15 protein-coding genes are annotated in these 19152 nt (G+C 69.6%); 4 read left to right on the forward strand and 11 right to left on the reverse strand.

Features of this window, described 5'->3' with window-relative positions; translation table 11 throughout:
* Positions 1–6 precede the first annotated feature (6 nt).
* From DMH01_RS41895 to DMH01_RS41935, 9 genes are all read right to left on the reverse strand, one after another.
* Positions 7–669 carry a tyrosine-protein phosphatase gene (locus DMH01_RS41895; RefSeq protein WP_233621881.1) on the reverse strand — a complete coding sequence of 221 codons (663 nt, stop codon included), beginning with the start codon at positions 667–669 and terminating at the stop codon, positions 7–9.
* A gap of 5 nt (positions 670–674) precedes the next feature.
* Positions 675–3179, reverse strand: coding sequence for a PEP/pyruvate-binding domain-containing protein (locus DMH01_RS41900; RefSeq protein ID WP_233621879.1), 2505 nt, complete (start codon positions 3177–3179; stop codon positions 675–677).
* Positions 3176–4165: a hypothetical protein gene (locus DMH01_RS41905; protein WP_233621880.1), complete on the reverse strand. Its 990-nt coding sequence runs from the start codon at positions 4163–4165 to the stop codon at positions 3176–3178. The genes DMH01_RS41900 and DMH01_RS41905 overlap by 4 nt, the downstream gene beginning before the upstream one ends.
* Positions 4166–4323: 158 nt before the next feature.
* On the reverse strand, positions 4324–5730 hold the full coding sequence (locus tag DMH01_RS41910) for a M1 family metallopeptidase (protein ID WP_125685005.1): 1407 nt from the start codon (positions 5728–5730) through the stop codon (positions 4324–4326).
* A gap of 20 nt (positions 5731–5750) precedes the next feature.
* Positions 5751–9653: a Pls/PosA family non-ribosomal peptide synthetase gene (locus tag DMH01_RS41915; protein WP_125685007.1), complete on the reverse strand. Its 3903-nt coding sequence runs from the start codon at positions 9651–9653 to the stop codon at positions 5751–5753.
* 246 nt (positions 9654–9899) lie between these two features.
* Positions 9900–11381, reverse strand: coding sequence for a ribosome biogenesis GTPase Der (der, locus tag DMH01_RS41920; protein ID WP_125685009.1), 1482 nt, complete (start codon positions 11379–11381; stop codon positions 9900–9902).
* 3 nt (positions 11382–11384) lie between these two features.
* The gene (locus DMH01_RS41925; RefSeq protein WP_125685011.1) at positions 11385–12059 is read right to left on the reverse strand and encodes a 1-acyl-sn-glycerol-3-phosphate acyltransferase; all 675 of its coding nucleotides are present in this window, start codon (positions 12057–12059) and stop codon (positions 11385–11387) included.
* On the reverse strand, positions 12056–12760 hold the full coding sequence (gene cmk / locus DMH01_RS41930; RefSeq protein ID WP_125685051.1) for a (d)CMP kinase: 705 nt from the start codon (positions 12758–12760) through the stop codon (positions 12056–12058). Before cmk ends, DMH01_RS41925 begins: the two co-directional genes overlap by 4 nt.
* 92 nt (positions 12761–12852) lie before the next feature.
* Positions 12853–13431, reverse strand: coding sequence for a TetR/AcrR family transcriptional regulator (locus DMH01_RS41935; RefSeq protein WP_125685013.1), 579 nt, complete (start codon positions 13429–13431; stop codon positions 12853–12855).
* Between the two features lie 91 nt (positions 13432–13522).
* On the opposite strand from DMH01_RS41935, the gene DMH01_RS41940 reads away from it, so the two are divergent.
* The 3 genes from DMH01_RS41940 to DMH01_RS41950 are packed head-to-tail and all read left to right on the forward strand — an operon-like array spanning position 13523 to position 15616.
* Entirely contained in the window at positions 13523–13915 is a 393-nt protein-coding gene (locus DMH01_RS41940) for a DUF4267 domain-containing protein (protein ID WP_125685015.1), read from the forward strand.
* A 15-nt stretch (positions 13916–13930) separates the two neighbouring features.
* Positions 13931–14413, forward strand: a complete 483-nt coding sequence (locus tag DMH01_RS41945; RefSeq protein ID WP_125685017.1) for a cation:proton antiporter regulatory subunit — start codon at positions 13931–13933, stop codon at positions 14411–14413.
* Positions 14414–14419: 6 nt separating this feature from the next.
* The gene (locus DMH01_RS41950; RefSeq protein ID WP_125685019.1) at positions 14420–15616 is read left to right on the forward strand and encodes a cation:proton antiporter; all 1197 of its coding nucleotides are present in this window, start codon (positions 14420–14422) and stop codon (positions 15614–15616) included.
* Between the two features lie 74 nt (positions 15617–15690).
* Here DMH01_RS41950 and DMH01_RS41955 read toward each other — a convergent pair whose 3' ends face one another.
* Positions 15691–16311 (reverse strand): TetR/AcrR family transcriptional regulator, encoded by a 621-nt coding sequence (locus tag DMH01_RS41955; RefSeq protein ID WP_125685021.1) that lies wholly within the window; start codon positions 16309–16311, stop codon positions 15691–15693.
* Between the two features lie 68 nt (positions 16312–16379).
* On the opposite strand from DMH01_RS41955, the gene DMH01_RS41960 reads away from it, so the two are divergent.
* The gene (locus DMH01_RS41960; RefSeq protein ID WP_125685023.1) at positions 16380–17213 is read left to right on the forward strand and encodes a class I SAM-dependent methyltransferase; all 834 of its coding nucleotides are present in this window, start codon (positions 16380–16382) and stop codon (positions 17211–17213) included.
* A 60-nt stretch (positions 17214–17273) separates the two neighbouring features.
* Here the strand turns inward: DMH01_RS41960 and DMH01_RS41965 are convergent, their stop codons facing one another.
* Positions 17274–19142, reverse strand: a complete 1869-nt coding sequence (locus DMH01_RS41965) for a Xaa-Pro dipeptidyl-peptidase (RefSeq protein WP_125685052.1) — start codon at positions 19140–19142, stop codon at positions 17274–17276.
* Positions 19143–19152: the final 10 nt, after the last annotated feature.

The following is a 19152-nucleotide window of genomic DNA, read 5'->3' on the forward strand; positions in this document are numbered from 1 at the left end:
GACAATTCACCTGACGTTGAGTAAATTCCCGCGCAGTGCGCGGACCGCCGCGTCGGACACGCCACGGTGCCGCGCCCAGCCCGCGAAACCGCCGAAGTCTTCCTCGACGGTGTCCAGCAGGGCGGTGATCGCGCCCTCCGTGCACCGGAACAGTTCCTCCGGCAACCCGAGCGACCGGAACCGCGCGATCACCCGGGGCAGGCTGTACGCGCTGCGCAGGTAGTCGCGGACGATCATCTCCCGCGGCGCCCCGGCGAGGCCGAGCGCGAGGGCCGTGACGACCCCGGTCCGGTCCTTGCCCGACGCGCAGTGCACCACGACGGGCCGGGCCAGCAGGACCGCGAGGATCTCGACGGCGACCACGAGGTTGTCGTCGGACCGGAGATGGCAGGCGTAGATCTCCTCAAGCGCCCTCGGTCGTCCTCTTTGGCCGGAATGGAGCGGCACGTTCACATAGCGGACACCGGGCAGTTCCGCCCGGCCCTCGCTGACCGTCTCGGCGCTGGAGCGAAGGTCGAGGACCCCTTCGATGCCGAACCGCTCGAGCAGGAGTTCCTTGTCGGTCGCGGTCAGCGCCTGCAAGGTGTCGCTGCGGAACAGCCTTCCCCGCCGGATCGGCCCGCCGCCGGCGTCGCGGAAGTTGAACGCGCCGGTGAGCGCGGAAGCCACCGCCGTCAACGCGGCTCCTCCCCGAACCTGATCGTCCCCGCCGAACCGTCGACGGTGATCACCTGCCCGGTGGCGATCACCGCGGTCGCGCCGGGAACGCCGACCACGGCCGGGATCCCGTGTTCCCTGGCCACGGTGGTGCCGTGCGAGATCATCCCGCCCGTTTCGGTCACCAGCGCGGCCGCCGTCAGGAACAGCGGAGTCCACCCGGGATCCGTCGTCGCGGCGACCAGGATCTCGCCTGGCTCGATCCGCGCCCCGTCGGGATCGTGGATCACCCGGGCCCGGCCCGTCGCCATCCCGGCCGCCGCGGCCAGACCGATGAGACCGCCGCCCGGATCGGTTTCGAGGGCGGGCGCGGTGCCGTCGGAGAGCACGACCGACGGCACCCTGGGCCTGCGGGATTCCCGCTCCCAGAGCTCTCGCCGACGCGCCACCGTCGCCCGGAAGTCCCTGCTGCCCAAGACTTCCCTGACTTCGGCGAGATCGAGGAACATCACGTCGCCGGCCCGCTCCAGCCGCTCCGCCCGGACGAGCTCCTCGCCGACGACGAGTAGCTGCGTCCGGAGTGCGGCGAAACCGCGCATCAGGCAGAATTTCGGGAACTCGCGTAGTCCCCGCAACCGCCTCGACCTGCGGAGCAGAAAACGCGCGAGGACCGCTCGGTGCAGTTCGGTCACCGGGAGACGGCGAGTGAGTTCGACGATCCGCGCTTCGGCCGCCGCGGCGGCGTGTTCGAACCGGGTTTTCGCGTCCTGCTCTTCGCCTTCCGCGCGAAGCAGATTCGACAGCATGGCGAAAACCGGCTCGGGATCATCGGCCCAGCGGGGAACGCCGAAGTCGATCTCCGAGGTGGCGCGGCAGCCGTATTCCGTCAGGAACGCGGCGACGCCCTGCTGGATCACCTCCGGCAGGGTCCCGGCGAGCTGTTTGGCGGCGAGTTCGTCGGACGCGGTCTCCAGTAACAGCCGGAAGGCCTCGTCGTCGCGCCGGATCGCCGTCGCCGCCCACCACAACGCCAGGTCCATCTCGGTGGTCGGATTGTGCGGGACAGCCCGGAAGACGTCGGCCACCTCGGACTCGTCCACGTAACCGTGTAGCAGCCGCCCGGCCAGCTGCCCGCCGGTCGCACCCGCGGTAGTGGCGTCACGAGGGAGATCCGCCTCGATCCGGCAGACGTCGCGCCGGACGGATTCCACAAAGGACAAGCGTTCTTCCGCGGTCGCCTCGACCGGCCCCGCGAAAGCGGCGATCCGCCGTTCGGCGTCGCGGACGACCTTGGCGCGAGCCCGATCCGGCCACAGCCACGCGAGAACCATCCGTTCCCAGCGGCGGCGCCGTTTCTTCGGCGGGGCATCGTGGCCCGAAGGCACTGACGGGAACCGGCGATCACGACCGAGTTGCTCGACGATCCGGCCCGACGGCGCCGCGAGGCTCTCGGCGAACGCGGCCATCTTCGGCCGCTTCGCCGGGCTCCGGACGCCGTCGGTGATGTCCCAGTACAGCCACCCGTCCACATCGGTGATCTCGTCGGAGAAGCCGAGCGCGGTCATGTACCCCGCCATTCCCCGCTGGCGCTCCCGGATCATGGACGCGCCCATCGGCGTGAAGGGACGGCTGATCCCCTGGTAGACGTTGACCGACCAGTACGCGCGCAGTTCCCCCTCGCTCTCCGGCACCGGGAACAGGGTGGTGATGTGCCGCGACTGGGTCAGCCACAGCTCACCCTCGCCGTCGAACGCCCACTCGACGTCCTGCGGCGCCCCGAAACGCTTCTCCAGCTTCCTGCCGACCGCCGCGAGCGCGCTCAGCCGCGACGGTGTCAGGCAGCCGTCTTCCGGCCCCTCCAGGGTTTCGGCACCCAGCCGATAGTGGTCCGGAGTCACCGCGCCGGACACGACCGCTTCGCCCAGCCCGGGTGCGGCGTCGACGATGACTTCGGATCGCTTGCCCGACACCGGATTCGCCGTGTACAGCACCCCGGCGCATTCGGCGTCGACCAGCCGCTGCACGATCACCGCGATGGCGGGTGCGCGATCGGTGTCGTGCGTCGCGCGGTACCTCACCGCCCGGTCCGACCACAGCGACGCCCAGCAACGGCGCACCGCGGCGAGCACCTCTCCGGCGCCCTGTACCCCGAGGAAAGTGTCGTACTGACCCGCGAAACTGGCGTCCGGCAGATCCTCGGCGGTCGACGAAGACCGCACCGCGACCGGCCCGTCCTGCGAAAGCCTTTCGTAGGCCTCGACGATCGCGGTCTCGAGCCACTCCGGGATCGGCGCGGTCAGCACATGGGCCCGCAACCGGCTCGCCAATTTTCCCACGTCGTCAGGCGGCACACTGGCCAGCTCGCCTTCGCCGTCGGCCAGCACCTGCCGGTACGCGGCGGTCGTGACGCAGAAACCCTCCGGCACGGGGAAACCCGCCGCAGTCATCTCCGCCAGATTCGCCGCTTTGCCACCGACGAGGTCGCGCGGGCAACCTCCCGCTTCGGCGAGCTCGAGAATCACTTTCGTTCCTCCCAGGGGATGTTCGCTTGACCCAAGCCTGCATCCTCAACCTGGGTTGAGTTCAACTGCCGAGCCTCGTACGCCGCGCGAAGCTCTGCGGCGACCTCCTCGGGCTCTGTCCGGAGACGGCTGGGCAGGGTCTGCAGCACAGCGATCCCCGCGGCGGCATACCTGGCGTTCCTGTCCAAAGTCTTCGCATAGCCCTCCTTCGCGAAGTGGAAGTCGTAGGAATCGATCTCCCAAGCGAGCCGGACCTTCTTGAAGTAGCCGTCGGGGGTTCCGATGTACTCGCCGCTTCCGTCCCGGAGGGGCTGGTTCCAGACCGGTTCGGGCAGACCGGAGAGCCGCCAGACGTTCATCGCGTCGATCTCGGCGACCGACCGGGCTCCGGCGGCGATGTGCTGAAGGGCGGCTCGCGGGATCGCCGAGCCCCGATTGCTTCCCGCGTCGAGCTCCTCCAACAGTTTCGCGGGGCTCAGCCGGCCGACTTGCACCGCCTCGGCGAGCAAGGCGGAAACCGCCCTGGGCGAGCGGAGCCTTCGGCACAGGTCGAGAGCGGCGCGGGCGAGTGGCGCCACCGGAACGCCGTCCTCGAAGTGCGGTCGTGGCATCCGTGTCGTGCGCTCGACGATCACGAAACCCGAACTGATGACCTTCTGTTCGTGCGGGACCAGGAGATGCACACGCATCGGCCCGGCTGGTACCGCACGCAAGCCCCGGCCACGGCAGGCAGCCGCGCCGGTGACCACCGCTTCCCGGCCGGCGTACAGCAACGCGGCGTCGATCAACTGCCGGTGGCTGGGCTCACCTCCGCCGAGCAGCAGTACTCCCGGCAGCAGCAGTCGCCAAGCCCGTCCCGGCTGACAGCGCCGATAGCAGGTTCTGGCGGGAACACCGAGTTCCACGAGCCGAGCGACGGTGATGACACCGCCACGGCTGTGCTGATAGAGCCGCTCTGGATCTTCGGCCCACGCTCCGGCTTTCATCCCATGATCGTCAGTGCTCTGACGAGGTCTCACCAGTGCCTTCCGGCGATCTGTGGACAACTCGTCACACCAGCACCACTGTGGACAACCGGCTGGATGTCCTGAAGGCCCCCTTTGAGACGTCTAACGTCTCAAAGGGGGCCTTCAGGACATGCGCGTCAGGGAAGCGAAGGCAGCGCCGGAGCGTCCAGCCAAGCGTCGAAGAACCCAGCCAGCGAGCGACCAGCGAAGCGTTCGGCAAGCGCCACAAAAGCCGCGGTGGTCACCAGACCATGCCGGTTCTCCGTCGCCCAAGCCTTCACCAGCGGGAAGAACACCTCGTCGCCGACGGTACAACGCAAGGCGTGCAACAGAAGCCCGCCGCGTTTGTACACGCGCTCGTCGAACATCCGCGCCACGCCGGGGTCGGAGAGCCGCAGATCCGCGGGCTTCACCTTCATCCGCGCGTGCCAGGTCTTCGCCCACTCGTGCGCGCTCTGCCCGCCGGATTCCTCGGACCAGAGCCATTCCGCGTAGGTCGCGAAGCCTTCGTTCAGCCAGATGTGCCGCCAGTCGGCGACGGTCAGGCTGTTGCCGAACCATTGATGCGCCAGTTCGTGCACGACGAGTCGTTCGTGGGTGCGCCGCCCGTCGACGTGGTTGGCACCGAAGATCGACATACCCTGTGCCTCGATCGGGTCGTCGAGGTCGTCGTCGGTGACGACGATGACGTACTCGCCGAAGGGGTACGGCCCGAACAGTCGTTGCAGCGAGTCCATGATCCGGCCCTGCCGCCCGAAATCGCGCGAGAACGGCCGGCGCAGGCGCGGCGGCACGGCGGCCCGTTGCGGGACCGAGGTGACCACGGAGCCGCCGTCGACGTTGATCCGGAACGCCTCGACGGAGGGTTGCGAGAACCAGCCAGGCTGGGGGCCGGAAACGAGTTCGATGTCGTCGTACCGTCCTATTTGGACGCTCATAAGGTACGTCGGCGTCGGCTCGGGCCGCTCGAAGACCCATTTCGTGGTACTCGCGCGTTCGTGTCGCGCCACCAGGTTCCCGGTGACGGCCACGAGATACGGCGATGACGTCGTCAACGCGACGCGATAGGTCGCCTTGTCCGAGGGGTGGTCGTTGCACGGGAACCACGACGGCGCCCCGACCGGCTGGCTCGCGACGAGCGAGCCGTCGGTCAGTTCGTCCCAGCCGATGTCGCCCCACAGTCCGGGAAGCGGCCTCGGGTTGCCGACGTAGTGGACCTCGACCACGAACTCGCTGCCGAGCGCCAGCGACTTCGCCGGCTTCACCTGCAGCTTGTGCGCACGCCGCGTGTACTTGGCCGGTTTCCCGTTGACCAGCACGCGGTTGATCCGGAACTCGCCGAAGTCGAGGGTCAGCCGTGACAGCGCCTGCGTCGCCTCCGCGGTGATGGCCGCGGAGGCCGACAGCCGGTTGGGGCCGATCTTGTAGTCCAGCTCCAGATCGTAGTGCCGGACCCGGTAACCGCCGTTACCGTGCCGGGGCAGATAGGAGTCACCGGAAATGTCCGAGCCGGGCGAGGGCTGTGCGGAGGCCTTCGAAATCACCCGCGAACGAACCCCGCTTCCTACTTCGTCCAGGCCGAGATGGGATTGCCCAGCCAGCGCGAATCGGCGGGAACCGCGTCGCCCCGGGTCACCAAAGAGCCCGGTCCGACGGTCGTCCGCGCGCCGATGCTCGCGCCAGGCAGCACGATACCGTGTGGCCCGAGCGTCGCTCCCTCGTCCAGGGTCACCGGCGACATCGTCATGATCCGGTCGTGGAAGAGGTGCGTCTGCACGACGCAGCCGCGGTTGATCGTCGCGCCGTCGCCGAGGCTCACCAGGTCCGATTCGGGCAGCCAGTACGTCTCCAGCCACACACCGCGGCCGATCTTGACGCCCATGGTCCGCAGCCACGCCGGAAGCAGCGGCGTGCCGCCGAGGGAACCGATCAGCCACGGCACGGCGAGCGCCTCGACGAAGGTGTCGGCGAGTTCGTTGCGCCAGACGAACGAGCTCCACAAGGGATGGTCGACCGCGCGGAACCGGCCGACGAGCAGCCACTTCATCGCGGTGGCGGTCAGCGCGGCGACGGCACCGGCGGCGAGCAGCAGCGGCCCGCCGAGCAGCAGCGCGACCAGGAAGCCGTACGACGCCGCCAGCGCGAAGATCCCGGCGGCCACCAGCACGGTCAGCGCGACACCGCACATCACCGGCACGATGCGGCACAGTTCGACGAGCGCACGCGCCGCCTTCAGCCGCAGCGGCGGCGTGTACGTGCGGCTCGTGTCGGACTCGCCGACCGACCGGCGGACCGGCAGCGGCGGCATCCCGAGGTACGACGAGCCCTTCTTCGCCTTGAGCGGGGCCGACGACAGCACCCCGACCAGACCGCGTTTCGGCACCGAACGTCCCGGCGCGGCCATCCCCGAGTTGCCGAGGAACGCCTGCTTGCCGATCCGCGCCGGCGCGACGTGCAGCCAGCCGTGGCCGAGTTCGTAGGTGGCGACCATGGTGTCGTCCGCGAGGAACGCGCCACTGTCCACTTGGGTCATCTTCGGCAGCGCGAGGACGGTGGACGCCTCGACGTTGCGGCCGACCTTCGCCCCGAGCATCCGGAGCCACACCGGGGTGAACAGGCTGGCGTACAAGGGGAACAGCCCTTCACGCGCCATGCCCATCAGCCGCTCGGTCGCCCAGACCTGCCACGCGACACGTCCGTGCACGGGGTGGTAACCCTCGACCATGCCGATGCTCAGCGAACGGACGCCGACGAGCACGAGCAGGGCGTAGGACAGGAAGTAGGCGATGGTCGCGAGCGGCGTGAACAGCAGCGCCTGGCCGAGCGCGGCACCCAGCGACGGAGCACCGGCGATCGCGTAACCCAGCACCGCTACAGCGGGCAGGGCGGCGACGGCGGGCAGGAGACCCAGCGCGACCGAGGTCGCGCCGTAGACCGAAGCCCAGAACCGCGAGCGCGGCGGGCGGCTCGACGGCCACTTCAGCGAGTCCTTCGTGGCTCGGGCGGCGGGCGCACCGGCCCAGCGCTGCCCGGCAGGCACATTGCCGCGGACGGTCGACCCGGCCGCGATCTCCGCGCCCTTGCCGATCCGGGCGCCGGGGAACAGCGTGCTGCGGGCGCCGATCCGCGCGTCGGCGCCGATGCGGATCTTGCCGATGTGCACGAGATCGCCGTCCACCCAGTGCCCGGTCAGGTCGACCTCGGGTTCGATGGCGGCACCGCGGCCGAGTTTCAGCATGCCGGTGACCGGCGGCGGCGAATGCAGGTCGACGTCCTTGGCGATCCGCGCGCCGAGCGCCTTGGCGTACGTCGTCATCCAGGAAGCGCCCGCGACGCTGTCCGCTCCGCTGAACTCGGCGAGCTTCTCGGCCGTCCACAGTCGCAAGTGGACGCTCCCGCCGCGCGGGTAGCTGCCGGGGCGGACGCCGCGCAGCAGCAGCCGCGCGCCGGTCGCCGAGATCGCGATGCGGCCGGCGGGGCTGAACAGCGCGATCCACGCGACGGCGATCCACGCCCAGCTCAGCGTCGGCGCCCACGCGAAACCGGCCAGCGACAGCACGTTCGACAGGGTCGCGGCGATCGTGGTCCAGCGCAGGCCGACCAGGCCCATCAGCGGGATCATCAGCAGCGACTGGATGACGCCCGCCTTGCGCGGGGTCGGCGCGATGTCACGGCGTTCGGTCTTCTCGCCGCTCAACGCGTCCAGCAGCGACGCGAGCGCGCCGAGCTTCGGGTTGGCGTAGATGTCGCTCACCGACACCTGCGGGTGCCGGGTGCGGATCCGCGCGATCAGCTGCGCGGCGGTCAGGCTTCCACCGCCGTTGGTGAAGAAGTCGGCCTTCGGGTTGTCGACCGAGACGCCCAGGATCTCCGCCCAGCCTTCGGCGAGCCAGCTCTCCGTCGGGGACAGCCCGGATTTCGCGGCGTCCACAGTGGACAGCGGCCAGGGCAGCGCGGTGCGGTCGACCTTGCCGGAGGTACGCGTCGGCAGGTCGTCGATCAGGGCCAGCAGCGGGACGAGCGCGGCGGGCAGCTGCTCGCGCAGCCGGGTCGCGGCCTCGTCGTGGTCGAATTCGACACCTTCGGCGGGCACGACGTACCCGACGAGCACCTGGTTTCCCGCCTTCGTGCGGCGGACCGCGGCCGCGGCGCCCTGCACTCCGGGCAGCGCCTGGAGCGCGGCGTCGACCTCGCCGAGTTCGATCCGGCGGCCGCCGAGTTTGACCTGCTCGTCGAGACGGCCGAGGAACAGCAGGCCCTCGGCTTCGGCGCGGACCATGTCACCGCTGCGGTACGCGCGGCGCCAGCCCAGCGAGGGCAGCGGCGCGAACTTCTCGGCGTCCTTCTCCGGATCCAGGTAGCGGGCCAGGCCGACGCCGCCGATGACCAGCTCGCCGGTCTTCCCCATGGCGACCGGCTCACCCGCCTCGTTGACGACGGCGAGCTGCCAGCCCACCAGCGGCAGGCCGATCCGGACCGGACCCTCGCCGGTCATCTGCGCGGCGCAGGCGACGACGGTGGCCTCGGTCGGGCCGTAGGTGTTCCAGACTTCGCGGCCTTCGACGGCGACACGCTCGGCCAGTTCGGGCGGGCAGGCTTCGCCGCCGAAGATCAGCAGGCGGACGTCTTCGAGCGCGTCGGCGGGCCACAGCGCGGCCAGCGTCGGGACGGTCGAGACGACGGTGATGCCCTGCGCGACCAGCCACGGTCCGAGGTCGACACCGGTCCGCACCAGCGAACGCGGCGCCGGGACCAGGCAGGCGCCGTGGCGCCAGGCGAGCCACATCTCTTCGCAGGACGCGTCGAACGCGACGGACAGGCCGGCGAGCACGCGGTCACCGGGGCCGATCGGCTCCTCGGTGAGGAACAGCCGGGCTTCGGCGTCGACGAAGGCCGCGGCGGACGCGTGCGAGACGGCGACGCCCTTCGGCTTGCCGGTCGAACCGGAGGTGAAGATGATCCACGCGTCGTCGGCGGGGGCGGGAGAGCCCTCGATGCCGCCGGGCGAGCCCACGACGGTGATCGCGCCGCCATCGGAGACGACGGCGGCGACTTCGGCCTCGCCGAAGACCAGCTCGGCGCGCTCGTCCGGGTCGTCCGCGTCGACCGGCACGTAGGCGGCGCCGACGGACAGGATGGCGAGGATCGCGACGTAGAGCTCCGCGGTGCCGGAGGAGATCCGGACGCCGACCCGGTCGCCGACGCCGACCCCGTTGGCGGTCAGCTTGCGGCCGTAGGCGTCGATCTCCTCGACGAGCTTGCGGTAGGACAGCGTGGTCTCGCCGTCCTCGATCGCGCCCGCGTTGGGGTGGCGGGCGGCGGTCTCGGCGACGATGTCGATCAGGGTGCGCTCACCGGCGCCGAGGCCGGACCAGAACAGGGCTCGGTCGGCGACGGGAGCGGGTGACGGGGCGACGGTGACGTCGGCGACACAGGCGATCGGCCGGGAATCGGCGGTGAGTGTCATCGGGGCATCACCACGGGCAAGACTGAACCATGGGCGCGCAAGCCCATCACACACCTTTCGCGAAGTGCGTCATTCGGGCTCGCTCTCCGAATGAGGCGCCCGCTAGCAGACCTATGACTTTACCGCAGGTGAACGACATATCTCGGGAGGGTCTCGGCAGAGTGTCGAACCTCACCGGCGGACACGCCGAAACCCGAGGTCATCGGCGTGTCCATCCAGTGAACTATTCACCTACATCGTGAGAAATCAGCGGGCCTTCGGTTTACCCGTCGATTTTCCGGCCGCTTTTCCGCCCGCCTTGGGCCGCTGCTTCTTTTCGCGGACCCGGACATTCACCCGGACGGGTGTGCCTTCGAAACCGAACCGCTCGCGGAACTTGCGTTCGATGAACCGCCGGTAGCCCGCCTCGAGGAAGCCAGTGGTGAACAGGACCAGCGTCGGCGGCCGGATGCCCGCCTGGGTCGCGAAAAGCACCTTCGGCTGCTTGCCGCCGCGCACCGGCGGCGGGGTCGCGGCGATGAGGTCGGCGAGCCAGCCGTTCAGCTGCCCGGTGGGGACCCGCTGGTCCCAGGACTTCAACGCGGTCCGCAGCGCGGGCGCGAGCTTGCGCACGGACCGGCCGGTGAGCGCGGAGATGTTGACCTTGTCCGCCCACGGCACCCGCACCAGGCCGCGGTCCAGTTCACGGACCATGGCGTGGCGGCGGTCCTCGTCGACGAGGTCCCACTTGTTGAAGGCGAGCACACAGGCGCGTCCTGCCTCGACGACCATGGTCAGCACCCGCAGGTCCTGCTCGGAAAGCGGTTCGGCGGCGTCCAGCAGCACGATCGCGACCTCGGCCGCGTCGATCGCGGTCTTGGTCCGCAGCGAGGCGTAGTACTCCGCGCCGTTGGCCGAGTTGACCCGCTTGCGCAGGCCCGCCGTGTCGACGAACCGCCAGGTCTCGCCGTCCAGCTCGACCAGCGAGTCGACCGGGTCGACGGTGGTGCCGGCGACCGAGTCCACGACGGACCGCTCCTCGCCGGACAGCTTGTTGAGCAGGCTCGACTTGCCCACGTTCGGCTTGCCGACCAGCGCGACGCGGCGCGGGCCGGTGGTGGCGCGGTCACCGTCGCGCGGCATCTCCGGCAGCGCCTTGACGATGGCGTCGAGCAGGTCGCCCGAGCTGCGGCCGTGCAGCGCGCTGACCGGGTACGGCTCGCCGAGGCCGAGCGACCACAGCGACGCGGTATCGGCGAGCAGACGGTCGTCGTCGACCTTGTTGGCGGCGAGCAGCACCGGCTTCTTCGAGCGGCGCAGCACCTTGGAGACGGCTTCGTCGGTGGCCGTCGCGCCAACACTGGCGTCGATCACCAGCAGGACCGCGTCGGCGGTGGCCATCGCCATCTCGGCCTGCGCGGCGACGGAGGCCTGGAGCCCCGTGGCGTCCGGCTCCCAGCCGCCCGTGTCGACCAGGGTGAACCGGCGGCCCGCCCAGAAGGCGTCGTAGGCGACGCGGTCCCTGGTCACGCCGGGGACGTCCTGCACGACCGCCTCGCGGCGGCCGAGAATGCGGTTTACCAGGGTCGACTTGCCCACGTTCGGCCTGCCGACGACGGCGAGGACCGGCTGCGCGAGCTGCGCCTCCTCCTCGGCCTCGCCCGCGGCGATCTGCGCGTCGAGCGCGGTGAATTCGGACTCGTCGGACCAGGAGCCGTCGATCTCGCCGACTCCGTCAAGCTCTGTCATTGCTTATTTCACATTCTGTCGCGTGTCTTGGAGCCCGTGCTCCAAGCGCCATTCGTCCAGTGCCTTCACGAGGTCCGCGAGCGCGATGCGAAGCCGCTCGGTTCCCTCCTCCAGCCCTGTCCTTCCCTTCCCGATCGCGGGAGTGAAAGGTTCGCCGACCATGATGTCGACGCGTGGCCGCCAACGCCTCTTGGCGCCGGCGGGTTTGTACGTCCCCCGAGTGGCGACCGGAACCACGGTCGCGTTCCCGGCGCGGACCAGGAAGGCCGCGCCGCGCTCGAAGTTTTCGGCGTCACCGAGGCCGCGGGTGCCTTCGGGGAAGATCCCCACCGCACCGCCGTCCTCGAGCACCTTGACCGCCATCATCAGCGGTTTGCGGTCCACCGCACCCCGTTTCACCGGGATCTGGCCCAGTTTCGGAAAGAACCAGCCGACGAACCCCCGGAAGAGTTCCTCCTTGACCAGGAACGCCGTGCGGCGCGACAACATTCCGAACAGCAGCTGCGGTTCCACCATCGAGCTGTGGTTGGCGATGAACACCACCGGACCCGACGCCGGAACCCGCTCGCCACCGTGGACCCGGACCCGGAAAGCGGGCCGGACGATGAACTTCGAGATTCCCCTGCCGAAAGTGTGGATCGGCCCGCTCGCGCCTTCGGGCAGTCCCTTCGCGCTCACCTGGCGGCCTCGGCGGGGCAGCCTTCGAGGAGCCCGCGATGCAGTGCCAGTTCCGCCAGCGCGACGATCACCTGGTCGATGTTGAGCGCCGAAGTGTCCACCTCGACGGCGTCTTCGGCCGCGCGCAGGGGCGAAGCAGCCCGCGTGGAGTCGAGGTGGTCTCGCCGTTCCACTGCCGCTTTCGCGACGTCCACGGTGGACTCGCGACCGGCCGCGGAGTCCTGCGCGCTGCGACGCGCGGCGCGGACCTCGGCCGAGGCGGTGAGGAAGATCTTGAGCGGGGCGTCCGGCGAGACGACGGTGCCGATGTCGCGCCCCTCGACCACGATGCCGCCGACCCGGCCGAGCACCTCGGCGATGATCTCGCGCTGACGGGTGACCAGCAGTTCACGGACCGCCGGGACGGCCGAAACCGGCGACACCGCGGTGGTGACGTCCGCGCCGCGGATCTCGGCGGCGACGTTCTCACCCGCCAGGGTGACGATCGCCTCGTCGGGGCGGGTCCCGATGCCGAGTTCGGCCTTCAGGGCGACGTCGGCGACCGCGTCCGCGTCGGCCGGGTCGACCCCGGCGCGCAGGACGGCGAGGGTGACCATGCGGTACATCGCGCCCGTGTCGAGGTAACCGGCGCCGAGCTTCGTCGCGAGCTTCCGCGAAACCGTGGATTTCCCGGTTCCGGACGGGCCGTCCATCGCGACCACACCACGCAGGGCTCCCGTCACCGAAACTCTCCTCAGCTCATTCGTCGCTCACCTGATCGACGACCATTCTGCCTGGTGGCACGCGACACGCCTCAGCCGCCCACGGCGAACCGGTCGACGAGCATGCCGATCCGTTCCGTGCGCGCGTCCGCCGGGAGGCGTCGGCTGCGCTCGAGAGTGACCAGGCCGTGCAAGGCCGCCCAGAAGGTCTCGGTGTAGAGGCCGGGGTCGTATTCGCCGGAGACCGGGCCCACGACTTCGAGCAGCGCGCCGAACGCGTCCTTGAGCGGCTCCGGACTGTCCGGGCTGGCGAAGCTCAATTCACTGGCGAGGATGAAGATCGCGTCGTAGAGCGCGGGTTTGCGGTCGGCGAAGTCGAAGTAGTTCTCGGCCAGCCGCAATAACGCCTCCCGCGAGCCCTCCGCCGCCCCTGCGCCTTTCCGCATGTCGGCGGCCATTTCGGTGCAGCCTTCGAGCGCCGCGGCCGCCATGATCGCCCCCTTGCCGGAAAAATGGCTGTAGAGCACGGGCTGGCTGTACTCGATCTTCGCCGCCAGCCGCCGGGTGGTGACCGCGTCCCAGCCTTCTTCTTCGGCGATCTCGCGGGCGGTGGTGACGATCAGCTGTTCGCGTTGCGAGCGATCCCGCTCGCGCCGGGGGTTGGTGACCATACGAACATGCTAGCACCGCTAGACAAGCTAGCAGTGCTAGCGCTAGTCTCCGTCTTGTTCCTAGCGCTGCTAGTTTTTGGAGTCGGAGATCATGACCAGAACCAAGATCGCTTACATCCTGTCCGCCGCCCTCGTGCTCTTCGTCCTCTACTTCGGGAGCGGTTACGTGTTCTTCCCGGCGACCCAGACGGGCGGATTCGGGCTGCCGGTGATGCCGTCCGAGGGCGACCCGATCCTCGCCGTCAAGGGCGTCCGCGACATCGGCACAGCGCTCGTGGTGCTCGCGCTCCTGCTGTTCCGTAATGCCCGCGCGCTGGGCTGGGCGATGCTCGCACTGGCGTTCATCCCGTTCGGCGACATGCTGATCGTGGTGACCCACAACGGATCCGTGGGCGCCGCGCTCGGCATCCACGGCGCGACGTGTGCCTTGATGCTCGGGATCTCGGCGCTGTTCCTGATCCGTCCCGCGCGAAACGAACGGTGAGTTACTGTTGTTCACGTGAACGTCGAAGTGACCCCGCTCCCCGGAATAGGCGTCCGCAAGGACTTCGCCACCCGCAACGGCCGCCGCGTGGGCGTGGTGACCCATCGCGACGGGCACGTCGAGCTGATCGTGTCCAAAACGGACGATCCCGACGCCTGCCTGGCCTCACTTCCGCTCACCACCGACGAAGCGGGCGCGCTGGCGAACCTGCTCGGCGCGCCCCAGCTGGTCGCCCAGCTGACCGAAGAGCACCGGGACCTGCCCGGCATCAACACCAAGCAGCTGCCGATCAAGGCGTCGTCGCCGTTCGACGGCCGGACGCTGGGCGACACCGCCATGCGGACCCGGACGGGCGTCTCGGTCGTCGCGGTGATGCGGGCCGGGCAGGTCCACCCGTCCCCCACGCCGGACTTCAACCTCACCGCGGGCGACGTCCTCGTCGCGGTCGGCACCTCGGAAGGTCTCGAGGCCGCCGTCAAGATCTTGAAGTACGGCTGATCGCCGATGGATCACACCGCACTGTCCTTGATCGAACTCGGGGCGGTCTTCTTCGGGCTGGGCGCGTTGGGCCGCCTCGCCGGGAAGATCGGGATGTCCCCGATCCCGCTGTACCTGATCGGCGGCCTGTGCTTCGGGCAGGGCGGGCTGATCCCGCTCGGCGACATCGGCGACTTCACCCACCTCGCCAGCGAGATCGGCGTCGTCCTGCTGCTGCTCCTGCTGGGCCTGGAGTACTCGGCGGCCGAACTGTTCACCGGGCTGAAACGCTCGTGGGTGGCGGGGCTCGTGGACATCGTGCTCAATGCCGCGCCGGGCGCGATCGTCGCGCTCATCCTCGGCTGGGGGCCGATCGGCGCGATCGTCATGGCGGGCGTCACCTACATCTCGTCGTCCGGGATCATCGCGAAGGTGCTGGGCGACCTCGGCAGGCTCGGTAACCGGGAAACGCCGGTGGTGCTGTCGATCCTGGTGTTCGAGGACCTGGTGATGGCGCTGTACCTGCCGATCCTCACCGCGGTGCTCGGCGGGGTGAGCTTCCTCGGCGGGATGAAGGCCGTCGGGATCTCCTTGATGGTCATCACCGTCGTCCTGGTGATCGCGCTGAAGTTCGGCCGGTACGTCTCCGCGGCGGTGGACAGCCCGGACCGCGAGGTGTTCCTCCTCAAGGTCCTCGGCGCCGCCCTGCTGGTCGCCGGCCTGGCTTCGGCGATGCAGGTTTCGGCCGCGGTCGGCGCGTTCCTGCTCGGTATCGCGATCTCGGGTTCGACGGCGGAGAACGCGACACACCTGCTCGAACCGCTGCGGGATCTGTTCGCGGCCGTGTTCTTCGTCGTGTTCGGGCTCAACACCAACCCCGCTTCGATTCCGCCCGTGCTCGGCTGGGCGGTCGTCCTGGCGGTCGCCACCACGCTCACGAAGGTCGGCACCGGCTGGTGGGCCGCGCGCAGACAGGGCATCGGGAAGATGGGCCGGGCCCGGGCCGGCGCCGCGTTGGTCGCGCGAGGCGAGTTCTCGATCGTCATCGCCGGGCTGGCGGTGGCGGCGGGCGCGGTGACCGGCGAACTGGCGGCACTCGCGACGGCGTACGTGCTCCTGATGGCGATCCTCGGGCCGACGGCCGCGCGCATCGTCGAACCGGTGGCGCGCGCTCTACAGCGGAAGCCCTTCGGCTCGAAGAGCCCCGCCTCCCAGACCGGCTGACCCCGCCCCACACGCGCCATGAAAGGTCCTTTCATAGCAAATTTTGCTATGAAAGGCCCCTTCATTGCATGGGGTCAGCCGTTCTCGAGCAACTGCGCGGCCAAGAGTTCCTCCACCCAAGGCTCCCAGTCGCCGGGAGCCCAGGCACGATCACGGGTCAGGATCAGGAACAGCTCCGGACTCAGCACGGCATAGAGGATGTCCGCCGCCTTCTCGACCGTGAGATCGGCTCTGACGCCGGGCTTCTCCAGTAGAGCCTTCGCCGCCGCCGCGTGCACGGTATGGCGCGGGTCTTCGCGATCAGGCCAGAGCTCACGCACTTCGGGGTGGGCGGCGGCCGCGGTGCGGACCATGTCGTTGACGGCGGCGACCCGTTCGAGCACGGCGCGGCTACCCGCGACAAGGGCGGCGAGAGCGGTGCGCGCGTCCGGCGCGTCCAGCACTCGCGCGAACCATGGCCGCTCCATCGTCGCCACCGGACTGTCGTCCCCGGCGATCGCGACGTCGACCAGTTCCTTCAGCAACGTCGGCTTGTTGCGGAACGTGAAGTAGATGGTCTGGACGGCCACCCCCGCCCGGTCGGCGACCTGCTGAAGCTTGGTCGCCCCGTAGCCGTCGGCGAGGAAGAGTTCTTCGGCGGCCGCGATGATCCGCCGCCGCGTTTCCGCCGCCCGGGCGCTCTTGACACCACTCATGTTTGGAGTCTATCTCTAGAGTCAATCACTAGAGTTCAACTCTAGTAACTACGACGATGGGGTGTCCGATGGTGGCGATCGCCAACCGGCAGCAGGCCGAAGCGTGGAACGGCTGGGAGGGACGGCTCTGGGCGGATCACCCGGAGCGCTACAACGGAATGATGGAAGCCTTCGACGCGCCGCTCTTCGCCGCCGCGAACATCGAAGACGGTCACGCGGTCCTGGACGTGGGCTGCGGCGCCGGGCTCACCACCCGGCTGGCCGCGAGAAAGGCCGGGAGCGGGCACGCGCTGGGGATCGACATTTCGGCGCCGCTGGTGGAGCGGGCTCGCTTGGACGCGGCAGCCGAGAACATCGCCAACGTCGAGTTCGTCCGGGGAGACGCGCAGGTACACCCGTTCGAAGGGCCTGGCTTCGACGTCATCATGAGCCGGGGCGGCGTGATGTTCTTCGCCGATCTGGTGGCGGCGTTCGCTCATCTTCACGGCGCGCTCGTCCCCGGTGGCCGGCTGGCGTTCCTGGGGCCGCGGTCAGGCGACGTCGACAGCGCCTACGCCCGCGCGACAGCGGCGCTCGCGCCCTACCTCCGCGAGCCCTCCCCCGCCGCCCGAGGGATGGGTTCGCTGCTGGCCCCGGAGCGGATCACCGAAGTGCTCACGGCCGCGGGTTTCCGCGACATCGAGATCAGTCCGGTCGACGCGGACATGGGCTTCGGCGCGAACGCTTCCGACGCGACCGACTTCGTCTTCTCGATGGCCCCGATCCAGCACAATCTGCGGAGCGTCGAGGAGGCCTCCGTCGCGGGCCTCCGCGACCGGGTGCGGGACGCGCTCGGCGAATTCGAGACACCGCGGGGAGTGCGGATCCCCGGCGGGGTCTGGATCGTCACCGCCGGGCGCTGACGCCATGAACGGTCCTTTCCTGGCAAAATTTGCCAGGAAAGGACCGTTCCTGGCATTCGCCTAGCCGCGCTCAAGCCCCGAAACGGTGGCAGGAGCGATCTGCGCCGGAGCCGCCGGAAGCGGAGCCGGAACCGCCACCGGTCCCGAGCCCGCCACAGGCAGAGCCAGCGAAGTCTTGCCCAGATCCACCGTGATCTTCGGGTACTGCGCCGGGCCGGAGATGAACGAGCCGTCCGTCCCGCCGATGATCAGCGCGAGCTGATGGCCCGCCGGGACGACGTGGTCCGTACTCGCCAGCCGGAACGTCATCGTGTACGGCTGCCCCGGCGTCAGCGGCGACTCCTGGCTCAGCGAACCGTGGTTGGCCAGATCCGCCCAGCCGCGGCTGATGATGTTCAGCCCCACCGAGACTGCGTCGGTGCTCGTGTTCAGATAGCAGGCGTCGTTACCGGGCGCACTCGCGCCCCAGCACGACTGAGTCAGCTCGTTCTTGATGCCTTCCTTCGGTCCGGTGTAGTTCCGGATCATCGCCGGGCCGTAATCGACCAGGACCGCCGAGAGCCGCGCCGTGGACGTCGACGGCGTCGCGGTCACGGTCACCTTCGCCGTCCCCGAGACGTGCAGGTCCTTCGCGAGCGCGCCGGTGCTGAACAGCACGCGTCCGCTCGCGGTCTCGGTCGGCTTCGCGGCCCAGCTGTTCGAAGACTGACCGGAGGAATCCGTGAACGACGCCGTGCCGGTCCCCGCGGTGGTGCCGAGGGTGCCGACTCCCGGAGTGTTCCCGGCCGCGGGACGCAGGGTGACGGCGCTGCCCGCGGGCCAGGCCGGCTGGTCCACCCAGACGTCGGGCTCGCGTTCCACGCTGGCGCCCGGCGTCTTCTCGATACCGTTGTCCACGCCGAGCAGGTAGTGGTCGAACCACTTGTGCAGGGTGTCGACCCACGCCGACCGCCGGTAGTCGAACGGGTCGACGTGACCGGCCTGCGTCAGCCAGATCTTGCGCTCGACGTTCAGCGCTTCCCACCACTGCCCGAAGTTGATCGTCTTGACGTTGAGGTCACCGAGGCCGTGCGAAGCGAGCACGCTGGCCTTCACCTTCGAGGCGCTCTGCACGTGGTCCCGGTCGAGCCAGAAGGCGTTGTAGTCGCCGTTCGCCGTCGCTCCCGCGGTGAGCTTCTGACTCGCCGCACCGCAGTTCTGCCCGCCGTTGCGCCGGGACACGGTCTGCGCCAACCCCGCCGGGCTGCCCTGGCGCAGGTTCGCGCCGTCGGAGCGGTAGTAGTCGTACCAGGAGCTGATGGCGCCGATCGGCACGATGGTCTTGAGCCCGTCGACGCCGGTCGCGGCGACGCCGTTGGCCACCGTGCCGTCGTAGGACTTCCCGATCATGCCGACCGCGCCCGTCGACCAGGTCGCGTTCGTCCTGGCCGGACCGGTCGCCGTCGTGTAGCCGTTCGCGCGGCCGTTCAACCAGTCGACGACCTTGCGCGCCGAGTTGACGTCCGAGGGCCCGCCGATGTCGGTGCAGCCGCGGGACTTGTTGGTACCGGCCAGATCGACCAGGACCACGGCGTACCCGCGCGGGACGAAGAAGTTGTCGTAGTAGAGCGGGAAGCCGACCGGCCTGCCCGCCGAGTCGTACGTCTTGAGTTCGCTCTCGTTGCCCCGCCCGCAGCACGAGTAGTACGGGCTCGCGTCCATGATGACCGGGACCTTCTTGCCCTGCGCCGCCGGTTCCTTCGGCCGGATGATGTCCGCGGCGACCCGGTCCGACCGGCCGTCGCCGTCCCCGTCGAGCCCGATGTCCACCCAAGCCGTCTCGCGGACGGCCTGGGCGAAGTCGTAGACCGGTTCGCTGCTCCGCGGTTTCGCCGCGGCCTGCGGTGCCGCGACCACGGCCGCGGCGACCGCCAAGATCCCTGCCAGCACAACTGTTTTC

The organism is Amycolatopsis sp. WAC 04182 (assembly GCF_003947465.1).
Classification (GTDB): Bacteria; Actinomycetota; Actinomycetes; order Mycobacteriales; family Pseudonocardiaceae; genus Amycolatopsis.